Source organism: Bradyrhizobium sp. (assembly GCF_035701725.1).
Lineage (GTDB): Bacteria > Pseudomonadota > Alphaproteobacteria > Rhizobiales > Xanthobacteraceae > Bradyrhizobium.
The window spans coordinates 1-12,689 of record NZ_DASSRP010000326.1 but is presented as its reverse complement, the minus strand read 5'-3'; the positions used below and the strand labels follow the sequence as shown (position 1 = coordinate 12,689).

Annotated in this window: 13 protein-coding genes, 1 other RNA gene and 1 pseudogene; 9 read left to right on the top strand and 6 right to left on the bottom strand. The window is 63.1% G+C overall.

Translation table 11 applies throughout. The features are described from left to right. Positions 1 to 456: pseudogene (locus VFL62_RS19620) on the top strand (phosphomannomutase/phosphoglucomutase); the annotation flags it as partial. 9 nt (positions 457 to 465) lie between these two features. Here the strand turns inward: VFL62_RS19620 and VFL62_RS19615 are convergent. The 4 genes from VFL62_RS19615 to VFL62_RS19600 form a co-directional block, all read right to left on the bottom strand. After that, positions 466 to 969: an Lrp/AsnC family transcriptional regulator gene (locus VFL62_RS19615; RefSeq protein ID WP_325174040.1), complete on the bottom strand. Its 504-nt coding sequence runs from the start codon at positions 967 to 969 to the stop codon at positions 466 to 468. An 87-nt stretch (positions 970 to 1,056) separates the two neighbouring features. Further along, on the bottom strand, positions 1,057 to 2,016 hold the full coding sequence (locus VFL62_RS19610; RefSeq protein ID WP_325174039.1) for a sugar kinase: 960 nt from the start codon (positions 2,014 to 2,016) through the stop codon (positions 1,057 to 1,059). 119 nt (positions 2,017 to 2,135) lie between these two features. Next, positions 2,136 to 3,086 carry an NAD(+) diphosphatase gene (gene nudC, locus VFL62_RS19605; protein ID WP_325174038.1) on the bottom strand — a complete coding sequence of 317 codons (951 nt, stop codon included), beginning with the start codon at positions 3,084 to 3,086 and terminating at the stop codon, positions 2,136 to 2,138. A 6-nt stretch (positions 3,087 to 3,092) separates the two neighbouring features. After that, a complete protein-coding gene (locus VFL62_RS19600; RefSeq protein WP_325174037.1) occupies positions 3,093 to 3,518 on the bottom strand; it encodes an HIT domain-containing protein in 426 nt (141 codons plus the stop codon). 161 nt (positions 3,519 to 3,679) lie between these two features. Between VFL62_RS19600 and ffs the strand changes: the two genes are divergently transcribed. The 5 genes from ffs (at position 3,680) to VFL62_RS19575 (ending at position 7,473) form a co-directional block, all read left to right on the top strand. After that, an RNA gene (ffs, locus tag VFL62_RS19595) (signal recognition particle sRNA small type) lies at positions 3,680 to 3,776 on the top strand. Between the two features lie 95 nt (positions 3,777 to 3,871). Then, on the top strand, positions 3,872 to 5,704 hold the full coding sequence (locus VFL62_RS19590; protein ID WP_325174036.1) for a DNA polymerase III subunit gamma/tau: 1,833 nt from the start codon (positions 3,872 to 3,874) through the stop codon (positions 5,702 to 5,704). Positions 5,705 to 5,734: 30 nt separating this feature from the next. Further along, positions 5,735 to 6,055 (top strand): YbaB/EbfC family nucleoid-associated protein, encoded by a 321-nt coding sequence (locus VFL62_RS19585; RefSeq protein WP_325174035.1) that lies wholly within the window; start codon positions 5,735 to 5,737, stop codon positions 6,053 to 6,055. A 180-nt stretch (positions 6,056 to 6,235) separates the two neighbouring features. Continuing rightward, positions 6,236 to 6,841 (top strand): recombination mediator RecR, encoded by a 606-nt coding sequence (gene recR, locus VFL62_RS19580; protein ID WP_325174034.1) that lies wholly within the window; start codon positions 6,236 to 6,238, stop codon positions 6,839 to 6,841. Positions 6,842 to 7,029: 188 nt separating this feature from the next. Continuing rightward, positions 7,030 to 7,473 carry a hypothetical protein gene (locus tag VFL62_RS19575; RefSeq protein ID WP_325174033.1) on the top strand — a complete coding sequence of 148 codons (444 nt, stop codon included), beginning with the start codon at positions 7,030 to 7,032 and terminating at the stop codon, positions 7,471 to 7,473. Here VFL62_RS19575 and VFL62_RS19570 read toward each other — a convergent pair. Together VFL62_RS19570 and VFL62_RS19560 are read right to left on the bottom strand one after the other, a co-directional pair. Continuing rightward, positions 7,470 to 8,840, bottom strand: a complete 1,371-nt coding sequence (locus VFL62_RS19570) for an AmpG family muropeptide MFS transporter (protein ID WP_325174032.1) — start codon at positions 8,838 to 8,840, stop codon at positions 7,470 to 7,472. The genes VFL62_RS19575 and VFL62_RS19570 overlap by 4 nt on opposite strands. A 304-nt stretch (positions 8,841 to 9,144) precedes the next feature. Continuing rightward, a complete protein-coding gene (locus VFL62_RS19560) occupies positions 9,145 to 10,350 on the bottom strand; it encodes a DNA recombination protein RmuC (protein ID WP_325174031.1) in 1,206 nt (401 codons plus the stop codon). A 170-nt stretch (positions 10,351 to 10,520) separates the two neighbouring features. On the opposite strand from VFL62_RS19560, the gene def reads away from it, so the two are divergent. The 3 genes from def to truA form a co-directional block, all read left to right on the top strand. Then, on the top strand, positions 10,521 to 11,048 hold the full coding sequence (gene def / locus VFL62_RS19555) for a peptide deformylase (protein WP_325174030.1): 528 nt from the start codon (positions 10,521 to 10,523) through the stop codon (positions 11,046 to 11,048). A 5-nt stretch (positions 11,049 to 11,053) separates the two neighbouring features. Then, complete coding sequence (gene fmt, locus VFL62_RS19550) at positions 11,054 to 11,986, top strand: methionyl-tRNA formyltransferase (protein ID WP_325174029.1); 933 nt, start codon at positions 11,054 to 11,056, stop codon at positions 11,984 to 11,986. Continuing rightward, a partial coding sequence (truA, locus tag VFL62_RS19545; RefSeq protein WP_325174028.1) for a tRNA pseudouridine(38-40) synthase TruA occupies positions 11,986 to 12,689 on the top strand: 704 nt, incomplete at its 3' end. The genes fmt and truA, both read left to right, overlap by 1 nt.

Below are 12,689 nucleotides of genomic sequence, written 5' to 3'. Positions count from 1 at the left end.
TTCTTCTTCAACAAACCCTACGGCCGCGGCTATGACGACGGGCTGGTGTCGGCGATTGCGGTTTGCGACATGCTCGACCGCGCGCCGTCGAAGTCGATGGCCGATTTGAAGAACGATCTGCCGAAGACCTGGTCGTCACCGACCATGTCGCCGCATTGCGCGGACGAGACCAAGTATGGCGTCGTCGATGCCGTGGTGAAGCATTTCGAAGCGCTGCAGCAGCGCGGCGAGAAGGTCGCCGGCCAAAAAATCCGCGACCTCGTCACCGTCAACGGCGTGCGCGTCACCGTCGAGGACGGCAGCTGGGGCTTGGTGCGGGCCTCCTCCAACAAGCCGGAGCTTGTGGTTGTGGTCGAAAGCCCGGTGTCCGAACAGCGGATGCGCGACATGTTCGAGGCGATGGATCAGGTGCTGCGCACCCATCCCGAGGTCGGCGAATACAATCAGAAGATTTGATGCGTTATCTCAATTCGCCGGTACCGGAAGCGCCGTCACCGACTTGATCTTTTCCATCGCAAAGCGCGAGGTCACGTTCTTGAGCGGCACCGCGCCGATCAGCTTCTTGTAGAACACGTCGTAGCTCTGCATGTCGGCGACGACGACGCGCAGCATGTAATCGACATCGCCGGCCATCCGGTAAAATTCCATCACTTCAGGCATGGCGGAAACCGCCTCGGCGAATTTCCGCAGCCACGCCTCGGAATGATCGGCGCTTTCGACCGAAACAAAGACGGTAATGCCGAGCCCGATCTTGTTCTGGTCGACCAGCGCGACCCGGCGCAGGATCACGCCGTCGGCTTCCAGGCGCTGAATTCGCTTCCAGCAGGGGGTCGACGACAGGCCCACCCGGTCGCCGATCTCGGCGACCGAGAGCGAGGCGTCCTGTTGCAGCACCGTCAGGATCTTGCGGTCGATGGCATCGAGCCGGCGGTGCGGCTCGGTGGCGGCGGGAACAAGGAGGTCGGTCATGGTAGAAGAACTTTCTTCCAATATTGAGGGTTTATTCCCTCATATATAGAAAATTCTTCTCGGACAAGCCCAATATCGCGCCGCCGCCTACCGCGCGGCGGCCCGCTTCTGGCTCAAAAGTGCTTCTACTTCAGTACGTTGGGGAGCCGCGAAGGCGCCGCCAAAGCGGGTGCATTTCAGGGCTGCGGCGGCGGAGGCAAAGCGCAGCGCCGAACGCAGGTCCTGCCCTTCCGTGATCGCCAGCGCAAAGGCACCGTGGAAAACATCGCCGGCGCCGAGCGTATCCACGGTGTGGACCGGAAACGCCGGGGTCTGCTGCAGTTCGTGATGTTCGTCGAGCCAGATCGTGCCCTGCGCGCCGCGCGTGCCCGCAAGGAATGACGGGGTCAGTTTGGCGATCTTCTTCAGCGCCTCGCCATCGTCGGTGACGTCAGCGGTTTCCTGCAGCGGCTCGCTGGAAAAGATCAGATGCGATGATGCCGTGAGCAGGCCCTCCCGCAGCGACATGGCGCGATCGACGTCGACCACGACCGGAATGCCGCGCCGCGTCGCCTCGGCGCATAGATCAGTGCAGAAGGTGGCGCAGCGGCTCTCGGTCAGGATCGCATCGCAGTCGTCCAGCAGCGCGTCGGGATCGGGCAGGCGAACGTTCCACAATTCCGGATCGCGGAAGGTGACGATCGTGCGCTCGCCGCTGGGGTCGATCATGATGTTGGAGATCGGCGTCACCAGGCCCGGCATATGTACGAGATGTTTGGTCTCGATGCCCTCTTCGGCCATCTTGTCATAGATATAGCGCGACGTTGTCTCGCTCGGATCGCCCATCGGTCCGCAGATCGAGGCCCGGCCGCCGAGCCGCACGATGCCGATCGCGCCATTGAGTGCGTTACCGCCGCAGATCTCGTCGAAGTGCGTGGCGTTTTCCTTGGAGCCGCGCGCCGGCAGCCCGGGCACGCGAAAGGTCAGATCGCGCACGGGCATGCCGATGCAGAGGATTCGCGGGGGCCGTTTCCCGCTAGCGCGGGGAGACGAGGGAGCATCGGTCATGTCGATTCCGGTCGTTGGCGCGGCTGTCGTGACGGGACGTCGTTAAGAACGAAGGCGATCGAGGCCGGTTCCGGCGACAGGCGCCATTCTGCGCCGGGTGAATGGCAAGTCCACCCCTGCTATGCCGGATCATTAGGGCCATTATGAACCCACCGGCCGAGCAAATGGTGGGCGATGGCAAAGGGATGCGGGCCGGCGAGCCCGTCTGGATGCTCCCGCTTGATCATCAAGGTTGCTTCCGCGCGATCGAACCAGCGCGCGTCCTCGAGTTCCGCGTGGTCGACGACGATATCCTCGTTCAGCGCACGCGCCGTGCAGCCGACCATGAGAGAGGAGGGATAAGGCCAGGGCTGCGTCATGTAATATTGGACGTCAGTGCAGCGGATGCCGGATTCCTCGAAGATTTCGCGGCGAACCGCGTCCTCGATCGTCTCGGCCGCTTCCACGAAGCCGGCCAGGCACGAATACATGCCTGGGAGGAAATGCTTCTGGCGGCCAAGCAGAACCTTCTCGCCCGAGGTGACGAGCATGATGACAACCGGGTCGGTGCGCGGGAAATGTTCTGCCTTGCAGTTCGGGCAGTCGCGCTTCCAGCCGCCTTCCTTCATCGCGGTGCGGCTGCCGCAATTGGCGCAATAGCCGTGCCGCTGGTGCCAGTTCACCAGCGATTTTGCCATTGCGATCGCCGACAATTGACTGGGAGCGACCACGCCGTGCATGGCCATGCCGCGCAATTCGGTCACCGCCGCGTCGTCGCGCGTGAGCAGTTGTTCGACCGCCGCCGGTGAAATGCCCATACCGAAGACCGGCGCGCCGTCGCGAAGACCAAGGAAGATGGTACCGGGGTTGGCGCCGAGCTTTGCCGCCTCGTCAAGGCTGAGCAGGGCCCGCGGGCCCGCCGCTTCGCGCTTGACCACCAGCGAGTCGCGGTAGACGACATAGGCGCGCGCCTCGGGGTGTTTTTCCAGCGTCAGCAGCTTCTCGTCGTCGCTGCGCAAATGGGCGGCGCGGTCGAGGATATGCGAGACGAAACCCGGCTGCCCCAGTGGAAAGGAATCGAATGCGTTCATGTATTTTCAACCAAGCCAGATTTTGCGGCGTAACGCGCTGATAAAACGCTGAACTTCTTCCGCATCATGAGCCAGTGGCGGCATCACGCCCCAGACCGGCCGCGGCCACGCGGCATCGCTCGAACGTCGTGCGATGATGTGCACGTGCAATTGCGGAACCATGTTGCCGAGCGCTGCGATATTGAGCTTCTCGCATTTGGTGATGTCTTTCAATGCGCGCCCAACGCGGGAAATCTCCGTCATGAGCTGCGCCTGCGCGACCTCGTCCAGGTCGATGATTTCGACGATTTCCGGCCGTCGTGGCACCAGCAGCAGCCAGGGGTAATGCGCGTCCTTGATGACGAGCACGCGACACAGCGGCAGGTCGCCGATATCGATCGTGTCTTCCTTCAGCCGCGCATGCAGTGACCAGGCGGATTCCTCGGGGCCCATGACTGTTCCTTGTCGGCCAATACCCTGCAACTAATGCCTTATCCGCGATTCTGCACAAGTGGTCCGATTGCCGGGGTGCAAATGCCAAATCCACTGCACCGGTCCCGCAAAGCTCCGGCCCCCGCTTGCTTTCCCGGCCATTTGGCCCCAAATAGGGACCGGGAGATTGGCGGTGGACGAGCCACTCGCCAACCGGGTCAGGTCCGGAAGGAAGCAGCCCTAACGAGGTCCGGATCGGGTCGCTCGTCAGTCTCCTACCTATTTTATCGGCAGAGTGCGCCCGTCGTTCGCGACCGCCCCGGTATGTGTTCCGCAAAGCCAGCCTTGAGAGATAATCAATTGCGGATCGACCGATGAATGATGCCGGCTCTCCCTTCGTCCCCCAGGATTCCGAAAACGCCGGTCAGGCCGGCGTCGATCCGGGCGCGGCGAAGCCATACCGCGTCCTGGCGCGGAAATACCGTCCCGCAGGCTTTGAGGATCTGATCGGCCAGGAGGCCGTGGTGCGCACGGTTTCGAACGCATTCGAGACCGGCCGGATTCCGCAGGCCTGGATCCTGACCGGGGTCCGCGGCGTCGGCAAAACCACCACGGCGCGGATTCTGGCGCGCGCGCTGAACTACGAACTGCCGGACGGGTCGGTGACAGGACCGACCATCCACATGCCCACGCTAGGCGTGCACTGCCAGGCGATCATGGAAAGCCGGCACATGGATGTGCTGGAAATGGATGCCGCGTCCCACACCGGTGTCGACGACGTGCGGCAGATCAACGATAGCGTGCGTTATGCGCCGGCGAGCGCGCGCTACAAGGTCTACATCATCGACGAAGTCCACATGCTCTCGACCGCGGCCTTCAACGCGTTCCTGAAAACGCTCGAAGAGCCGCCGGAGCATGCGAAGTTCGTGTTCGCCACCACCGAAATCCGCAAGGTTCCGGTCACCGTGCTGTCGCGCTGCCAGCGTTTCGACCTGCGCCGCGTCGAGGCGGACGTGCTGATGGCGCACCTTTCCAATATCGCCTCCAAAGAGGGTGTCGAGGCCGAGGCGGAAGCGCTCGGCATCATCGCGCGCGCGGCCGAGGGTTCGGTGCGCGATTCGCTCTCGCTACTCGATCAGGCGATCGCGCATGCGGCCGGCCCGGTGCGCGCCGATGCCGTGCGGCAGATGCTCGGGCTTGCCGACCGCACGCGCGTGATCGACCTGTTCGAGAATCTGGTCCGCGGCGACATCGCGAGCGCCTTCAAGGAATTTCGCGATCAATATGACACCGGGGCCGATCCCGTGGTGGTGTTGTCGGACCTCGCCGAATTCGTCAACTTCGTCACCCGCGTCAAGATCGTACCGGCCACTGCCGATAACGTCGCCTTTGGCGAGACCGAGCGCAAGCGGGCGCGGGACTTCGCCGCCAAGATCTCGATGCGGGTGCTGTCGCGGATGTGGCAGATGCTGCTCAAGGGCATCGCCGAGGTGCGCGATGCGACGCGGCCGGCCGCCGCGGCCGAAATGGTTCTGGTGCGCATCGCCTATGTGGCGGACATGCCGACGCCGGACGAGGCGATCCGGATGATCGAGCAGGGTGGCGGTGCGTCGCCATCTGCTACGCCGAATGCGGCCTCGCGGGCCGCGCCAGCCTCGCCATCTTCGACGATGTCCGCGCCTGCGGTGCGGTCGGCGCCTGCGCCGCGCACCAGCGCCGAACCGTCGATGAGACCCCAGATGGCGGCGCCCTCGCCGGAAACGCAGTCCGCGCCCGTGCGGCGGGTCGCGAGCTTTCCGGAACTCGTGGCGCTGGCCGGTGAGAAACGCGATCTGTTGACCAAAGCCGCCCTGGAAGCCGACGTGCGGCTGGTCCGCTTCGAGGATGGACGTCTGGAAGTCGCGCTGGAACGCAATGCCCAGAAGACGCTGATCAACGATCTCTCCCGCAAGCTCGAGCTATGGACAGGGCGGCGCTGGGCGGTGATCGTCTCCAACGACGCCGGACAGCCGACGCTGCGCGCGCAGAATGAAGCCGCGAAGAACCAGCGCGAACGCGCCGCCGAGACCGATCCCAGGGTGAGGGAAGTGCTGGCGCGATTTCCGGGTGCGAAAGTCGTGGAGGTGCGTCACCTTGCCGCCGAGCCGCCGGAATCCCATGCGGATAGTGCTGATGGCGATGACCTCGCCGATGGCGACGACGCGTAACGATGCGTAACGATTTCGAGGGAAACGTCGATGGCTGATTTTCTCGGCATGATGAAGCAGGCAGCGCAACTGCAATCGAAGATGCAGGCGATGCAGGAGGAACTCGGCCAGCTTGAGGTCGAGGGTATTTCCGGCGGGGGCCTAGTCAGCGTGCGCATGACCGCGAAGATGGAGGTCAAGGCCGTCAAGATCGATCCGTCGCTGATGAAGGCCGAAGAGCGCGAAATCCTCGAAGACCTCCTGGTGACGGCGCATGGTGACGCGCGGCGCAAGGCGGAGATCGCCATGCAGGAAAAGATGCAGGCGCTGACCGGCGGCCTCGGGCTGCCGCCCGGCCTTGGTCTCGGCTAGGGAATTGTTGCTGGTGGGGGGTTGACATTCGCGTTCAAACCCAGCCGCGAATTCGTAAAGCGAATGTCAAACCCAAACTCCACCAGATATTCTATGTTTTCTAGTGGTCCTTTGATTCTAACATTCGCAAAGGTACCCGCCGCAACACCAAGCGAATGTTAGAATCGGACCACTAGCACCATGGCTTCTGCGGTTGCCGGCCCCGAAATCGAACGCTTGATCCAGCTATTGGCGCGCCTGCCCGGATTGGGGCCGCGCTCGGCGCGGCGCGCGGCGCTGCATCTGATCAAGAAGCGCGAGGCGTTGATGACGCCGCTGTCATCAGCGCTCCAGGTTGCCATCGATAAAATTCAGGTCTGCAAGACCTGCGGCAATATCGACACGCAAAATCCCTGCACGGTGTGCACCGACGTCAGGCGCGACCAGTCGATCATCGTGGTGGTCGCCGACGTCGCCGATCTCTGGGCGCTCGAGCGGGCGAACGCTTCCAACGGCCTCTATCACGTGCTCGGCGCGACACTGTCGCCGCTCGATGGCGTCGGTCCGCAGGACCTGACCATCGATGCGCTGGTCAAGCGCGCGCATGAGCCGCAGGTGAGCGAGATCATCCTGGCGCTGAACGCCACGGTCGACGGCCAGACCACCGCGCACTACATCACCGACCTTCTGCAAGACGCCAATGTCAGGGTCACCCGGCTGGCCCATGGCGTGCCGGTCGGCGGCGAACTCGACTATCTCGACGAAGGCACTCTGTCCGCGGCGATGCGGCAGCGAACCCTGTTCTAGCCAAACAGTGGTCCGATTCTAACATTCGCATCCCTTTTTCAGCGGGCACTTTTGCGAATGTTAGAATCAAAGGACCACTGGCAAATGTTGGATTCTAGTGGAGTTTAGGATTTGACATTCGCTTTACGAATTTGCTGCTAGATGGGTAGCGAATGTCAAATCCACTCCACTAGACGGAAGCGATTGAAATGACGAAACGAGGATTCGGCAAACGGCTGGCTTTGGGCGCGGTCATGGTTGCGGCATTGGTCGTACCGGCGGCGAGCGCGCAGCAGGCCGACCTTCCGCCGGCAAGTGATAACAAGCCCGGCACCCTGCTCAAGGTCGGTGACGTTTTGTCGGGGCAGCTGAACGCGCTGCGTTCTCATGGCGGCAAGCGGGACAAGCGCGCAGCGATTTATCAGCTCACCAGCGAGCCGCACAAGTTGCCGCCGCCGGGCGGGCTCTGCAATCTCGAGACCGGACCCGAGACATTCCAGATCGTGACCAACGGCGATGCCGACGTCGCAAAATTGAAGGCTTTCATCGGCAAGGAGATCTCGCTGCGGATCGACGAGGTTGCCTGCGCGGAAGGGGCCGGGCAGATGAGCGAGGCCATCGTCTCCAAGTGGAGCGTGGTGAGCAAGCGCTAGACCTTGATGGGGCCGAGCGCCTCGAAATGCCCGCGCCGTTGCAGGTAGGCGAGCAAGATCAGGCTCGGCACCGCGACCACGACGCAGATCGCAAAGAATAGCGGCCATCCGGTTGCCTTCGCGACATAACCCGCGCCGGATGACAGATAGGTTCGCCCCACCGCAGAGAAAGCCGTAAGCAGCGCGTATTGGGTCGCGGTGTGCAGCGGGTTTCGGCACAGCGCCGACAGGTAGGCGACAAAGATTACGGTGCCGATGCCGCTGGTGAAGTTTTCTGCGGTGATCGCCAGCGCCAGTGCCCATTTGTTGACGCCGATCATCCCGAGCCAGGAGAACGACAGATTGGCGAGTGCCTGAAGCACGCCTCCGATCCACAGGCTTGCGGCGAGCGAGTAGCGCCGCGCCACGAAGCCGCCGGCAAATCCGCCGGCCACCGTCGCCCAGAGCCCAAAAAATTTGACGATCGTGCCATAGTCGACCTTGCTGAAGCCGATGTCGATCACGAACGCCGCGGTCATATTGCCGGAAAAGGCGTCGGTGAACTTGAACAGCACCACGAAGGCAAGCGCGGCGAATGCATCTTTCCGGAGAAGGAATTCGGAAAACGCACCGATCGCGGCGTGGATCACGCGCGCGAACGCGCCCTCGGTCTTGGTCGCTGCCTCGGCGCGCGCGGATTGTTCCGGTTCGGCGGCGAGCAAGGCCGTAACTGTGCCGATCAGGACCAGCGCCGCCATCGTCACATACCCCCACATCCAGGCAGGGGAACGTGCGATGCCGGTCGCTTCATAGGCGCTGACCAGAAACAGTGCGCCGGCGGTCGAGACCAGCATGCCGATGCGATAGGCCGCGACATAGGCCGCCATGCCGGCCGCTTGTTCGCTTTCGGGCAGGCTCTCGACACGGAAGGCATCGACTACGATGTCCTGGGTCGAGGACATCGCCGCCACCAATAGCGCTGCGAACGCGACGAAGGCGGCCGAGCGCGCGGGATCGGCGAGCGCGAGCAGCAGGATCGATCCGATCAGCAGCAGTTGCGACAACAACAACCACCCGCGGCGGCGGCCGAAGGCGTGGGTAAAAAACGGTACGTGCAGCGCGTCTACGAGCGGCGCCCAGAGGAATTTCAGCGTGTAGGGAGTTCCCACAAGCGCAAACAGCCCGATGGTGCCGAGATCGACACCCGACTCGCGCATCCAGATCTGCAAGGTCGAACCGGAAAGCGCCAGCGGCAGCCCGGACGAAAAGCCGAGGAACATGACGATCAGCACCCGCGGCTGGAGATAGACGGCGAGGCTGTCGCGCCACGAGGCGGGCGTGTCGGCGACCGGACTTGTCGTTTCTGACGCGTGATCAGATGAAGCCATGAGGCCTTGCTAGCAGATTCGAAGAAAGCCTGTCGTCGCCCGGTTCGACCGGGCGACCCAGTATTCCAGAGGCCTATCTGCCAAACGGTTCGAAGTAAACGAGCTTTATGACGTCGTATTTCGCGGTGAAGCTTTTGGTCGACTTGGATTTATGTTCGCAGACGCGCCGGATGAGATTCGTGCCGCCGATCCTGCTGGCGAGAATGCAGACATAATAGTTGCGTGCTCCCACCGCCGGCTCTGGAATGCTGGATCGCCCGGTCAAGCCGGGCGATGACCGCAATATTTGCTGAAATAGTGGCCGCTACTCGCCGGCCTGCAGCTTGCGGGGGAGCGGAAACAGCTCTGATGTGCCCGATTTGACGAGGCGCGGCGGCTCTGGGGCTGCATCCTTGCTGAAGTCGAGTTCCTCGATCCGGCCGGCGCGCTTTTCGATCTTGTCGGCGGAGATCAGGATCTGCCGGACATCTTCGTTGACGTCGGAGAAGTGCTTTTGCAGCTTGAGCACGCGCTCGCGCAGCCGTCCCAGATCGTCGCCAAGGTTGAGCACTTCGGTGCGGATCTGGTCGGCGGCATCGCGCATCCGGGCGTCTTTGAGGATCTGCTGCATCACCTGGATGGCAAGCATCAAAAGCGAGGGCGATACCAGCACAACGCGGGCGCGATAGGCCTTCTGGATCACGTCGTCGAAATGGTCATGAATCTCCGCGTAGACCGATTCCGACGGCACGAACATCAGCGCGGTGTCCTGGGTTTCGCCGGCGATCAGGTATTTTTCAGCGATATCGCCGACATGCTTCATGATGTCGGCGCGCAGCCGCTGCGCGGCGGCTTTCTTCTCCTCGTCGCTGCGCGCATCATGCAGCGCGGTGATCGCCTCCAGCGGAAACTTGGCATCGATGCAGAGCGGACGCTGGTCGGGCAGGAACACCACGCAATCCGGCCGCTTTCCGCTCGAAAGCGTGTGCTGAAATTCGTAACTGCCCTTCGGCATGCCATCCTGGACGATCGCCTCCATCCGCGCCTGGCCGAAGGCGCCGCGCGATTGCTTGTTGGCGAGCACATCGCGCAGCGTCGTCACCTGCGAGGTCAAATCGGTGAGATTCTTGTGCGCGTTGTCGATGATGCCGAGCCGTTCATGCAGCACCCGGAGCGAATCCATGGTGTGGCGCGTGGTCTGTTCCATGGACTGGCCGACGCGATGGGTCACCGAATCCAGCCGCTCGGAGACGGCGCGGGCCATTTCGGCCTGACGCCCGGCCAGCGCCTGGCCCATGGCATCGACCCGGCCGGCCGCCTCGCTCTGCGCCCGCAAGACCTCGCTGAGCCGTTCTTCGAGTTCGTCGGCGCGGATGGCTTGCGCCATGGCCAGCGCCGCCCCACGCCGGCCGGAGCGCGAAACCGCCACCGCCATGGCCAGCAGTAAGAGAAGAGCGAGCACGCCGAAGCCGACAAGCGCTTCGCCGGTACGAATTGGCAGGGTGCCGATCATGAAAAGGATATCGTTCATGCCGAACTTGTAGCCGATTCGCGCTTGAACACGAACGAAGAGGGAACATTTATGGTAAATACCAGATGAATTTTCTTGGTTAATGCTTCCCCAATAAACATGGTTAACCGCCGGTAAACGGCCTTCCATGCGCATTGACCCCTCGAACCCATCCCCTTAAATCGCGCGCCATGGCCTTACGACCGATCATCATCCTTCCCGACAAGCAGTTGCGGCTGGTCTCCAAACCGGTGGAAAAAGTCACCGACGAGATCCGAAAGCTCGCCGACGACATGTTCGAGACCATGTACGACGCGCCGGGCATCGGGCTCGCTGCGATCCAGGTCGCGCAGCCGCTGCGCCTGATCACCATGGACCTTGCCAAGAAGAACGAGGAAGGCGAGGTCAACCCGCAGCCGCGCGTCTTCATTAATCCGGAGATCCTTTCCGCCTCGGAGGAGACCTCGATCTATGAGGAGGGCTGCCTCTCGATTCCCGAATATTACGAGGAGGTCGAGCGGCCGGCGAAGGTGCGCGTGCGTTTCACCGACCTCTCCGGCAAGGTGCATGAGGAAGATGCGGAGGGGCTCTACGCCACCTGCATCCAGCACGAGATCGACCATCTCAACGGCGTCTTGTTCGTCGATTATCTGTCGAAGCTGAAACGCGACCGCGTGCTGAAGAAGTTCACCAAGGCCGCCAAGCGCGCCGAGGACTAGCGTCGATGCCGCTCCGCCTGATCTTCATGGGAACGCCGGACTTCGCGGTGCCGACGTTGCTGGCGCTTGTGGCGCACGGGCATGAGATCGCGGCCGTGTACACCCGGGCGGCGAAACCAGCCGGGCGCGGCATGAAGTTGCAACAGAGTCCGGTCGAGCAGGAAGCGCATCGGCTCGGCATTCCCGTGCTGACGCCATCCACACTGAAAACGCCGGAGGCGCTCGACGAATATCGCGCACACAATGCGGATGCTGCCGTCGTCGTTGCCTATGGCATGATCCTGCCGCAGGCGATTCTGGATGCGCCGAAATACGGCTGCTTCAACCTGCATGCCTCGCTGTTGCCACGCTGGCGCGGCGCCGCCCCGATCAACCGCGCCATCATGGCGGGCGACGCCGAGAGCGGCGTGATGGTGATGAAGATGGATGTCGGTCTCGACACCGGCGACGTGGCCATGGCGGAACGGCTGCCAATCACCGATAAAATGACAGCCTCTGACCTGCACTATGCGCTGGCGCCGCTCGGCGGCGATCTGATGGCCCGTGCGATGGCCGCGCTCGAACGCGGCACGCTGCAACTGACGCCACAATCCAGCGAAGGCGTCAGCTACGCCGCCAAGATCGACAAGGCGGAAGCGCACATCGACTGGAACAAGCCGGCACGCGAGGTGCTGCGCCACATTCACGGGCTGTCGCCGTTCCCGGGTGCCTGGTGCGAGATGCCGCTCGAAGGCGCTAGCCAGCGGGTCAAGATTCTGCGTTGTGAGATTGCGTCGGGCTCCGGCGCGCCCGGCACCGTGCTGGACGACCGTCTCACGATCGCTTGCGCGGAAGGCTCAATCCGCATTCTCGAATTACAACGCGCCGGCAAGCAGCCGATGAAAGCGGAAGAATTCCTGCGCGGCACGCCGCTCAAGCCTCCGGCGCGACTGAGCTAATGCCCCGTTACAAACTCATCATCGAATATGACGGCGCGCCCTATAGCGGCTGGCAGATTCAGGAGAACGGCCCGTCGGTGCAGGGCGCGCTGGAAGCCGCGGTCAAGGCGATCTGCGGCGAGGAGGTGCGCGTGCATGGCGCGGGGCGGACCGACGCCGGCGTGCATGCGCTGGGTCAAGTGGCGCATTGCGACGTGCAAAAGCATTTCGTGCCGGGCCGGTTTCGCGACGGGCTGAACGCGCATTTGCGGCCGCATCCGATCGGCGTGCTGTCCGCGGACATCGTGCCCGACGATTTCGAGGCGCGATTTTCCGCCAAGAAACGTCACTACCGCTACCGGATCCGAAACACCCGCGCCAATCTCGCGCTCGATATCGGCCGCGTCTGGCGGCTGCCGCGCCCGCTCGACACGGAGGCGATGCATGCCGCCGCGCAACGGCTCGTCGGTAAGCACGATTTCACGACGTTTCGCGACACCGAGTGTCAGGCGAAGTCGCCGATGCGGACGCTGGATCAGCTCGACGTCATCAGGAACGGCGAGGAGGTCGACATCCTGACCTCGGCGCGCTCGTTCCTGCACAGCCAGGTGCGCTCGATGGTGGGCTCACTGGTCTGGGTCGGCGAGGGCCGCTGGAATGCCGACGATCTGGCTGCTGCGCTTGATGCGCGCAGCCGCGCCGCCTGCGGCCCGGTCGCGCCGCC

Bases quoted from the DNA above. Each gene is read 5' to 3' on its own strand.
- VFL62_RS19585 (WP_325174035.1), top strand. From the start codon at position 5,735: ATGGCTGATTTTCTCGGCATGATGAAGCAGGCAGCGCAACTGCAATCG.
- VFL62_RS19575 (WP_325174033.1), top strand. From the start codon at position 7,030: ATGACGAAACGAGGATTCGGCAAACGGCTGGCTTTGGGCGCGGTCATG.
- VFL62_RS19560 (WP_325174031.1), bottom strand. From the start codon at position 10,350: ATGAACGATATCCTTTTCATGATCGGCACCCTGCCAATTCGTACCGGC.
- fmt (WP_325174029.1), top strand. From the start codon at position 11,054: ATGCCGCTCCGCCTGATCTTCATGGGAACGCCGGACTTCGCGGTGCCG.
- VFL62_RS19600 (WP_325174037.1), bottom strand. From the start codon at position 3,518: ATGGGCCCCGAGGAATCCGCCTGGTCACTGCATGCGCGGCTGAAGGAA.
- VFL62_RS19610 (WP_325174039.1), bottom strand. From the start codon at position 2,016: ATGACCGATGCTCCCTCGTCTCCCCGCGCTAGCGGGAAACGGCCCCCG.
- recR (WP_325174034.1), top strand. From the start codon at position 6,236: ATGGCTTCTGCGGTTGCCGGCCCCGAAATCGAACGCTTGATCCAGCTA.
- VFL62_RS19590 (WP_325174036.1), top strand. From the start codon at position 3,872: ATGAATGATGCCGGCTCTCCCTTCGTCCCCCAGGATTCCGAAAACGCC.
- VFL62_RS19615 (WP_325174040.1), bottom strand. From the start codon at position 969: ATGACCGACCTCCTTGTTCCCGCCGCCACCGAGCCGCACCGCCGGCTC.
- VFL62_RS19570 (WP_325174032.1), bottom strand. From the start codon at position 8,840: ATGGCTTCATCTGATCACGCGTCAGAAACGACAAGTCCGGTCGCCGAC.
- nudC (WP_325174038.1), bottom strand. From the start codon at position 3,086: ATGAACGCATTCGATTCCTTTCCACTGGGGCAGCCGGGTTTCGTCTCG.
- def (WP_325174030.1), top strand. From the start codon at position 10,521: ATGGCCTTACGACCGATCATCATCCTTCCCGACAAGCAGTTGCGGCTG.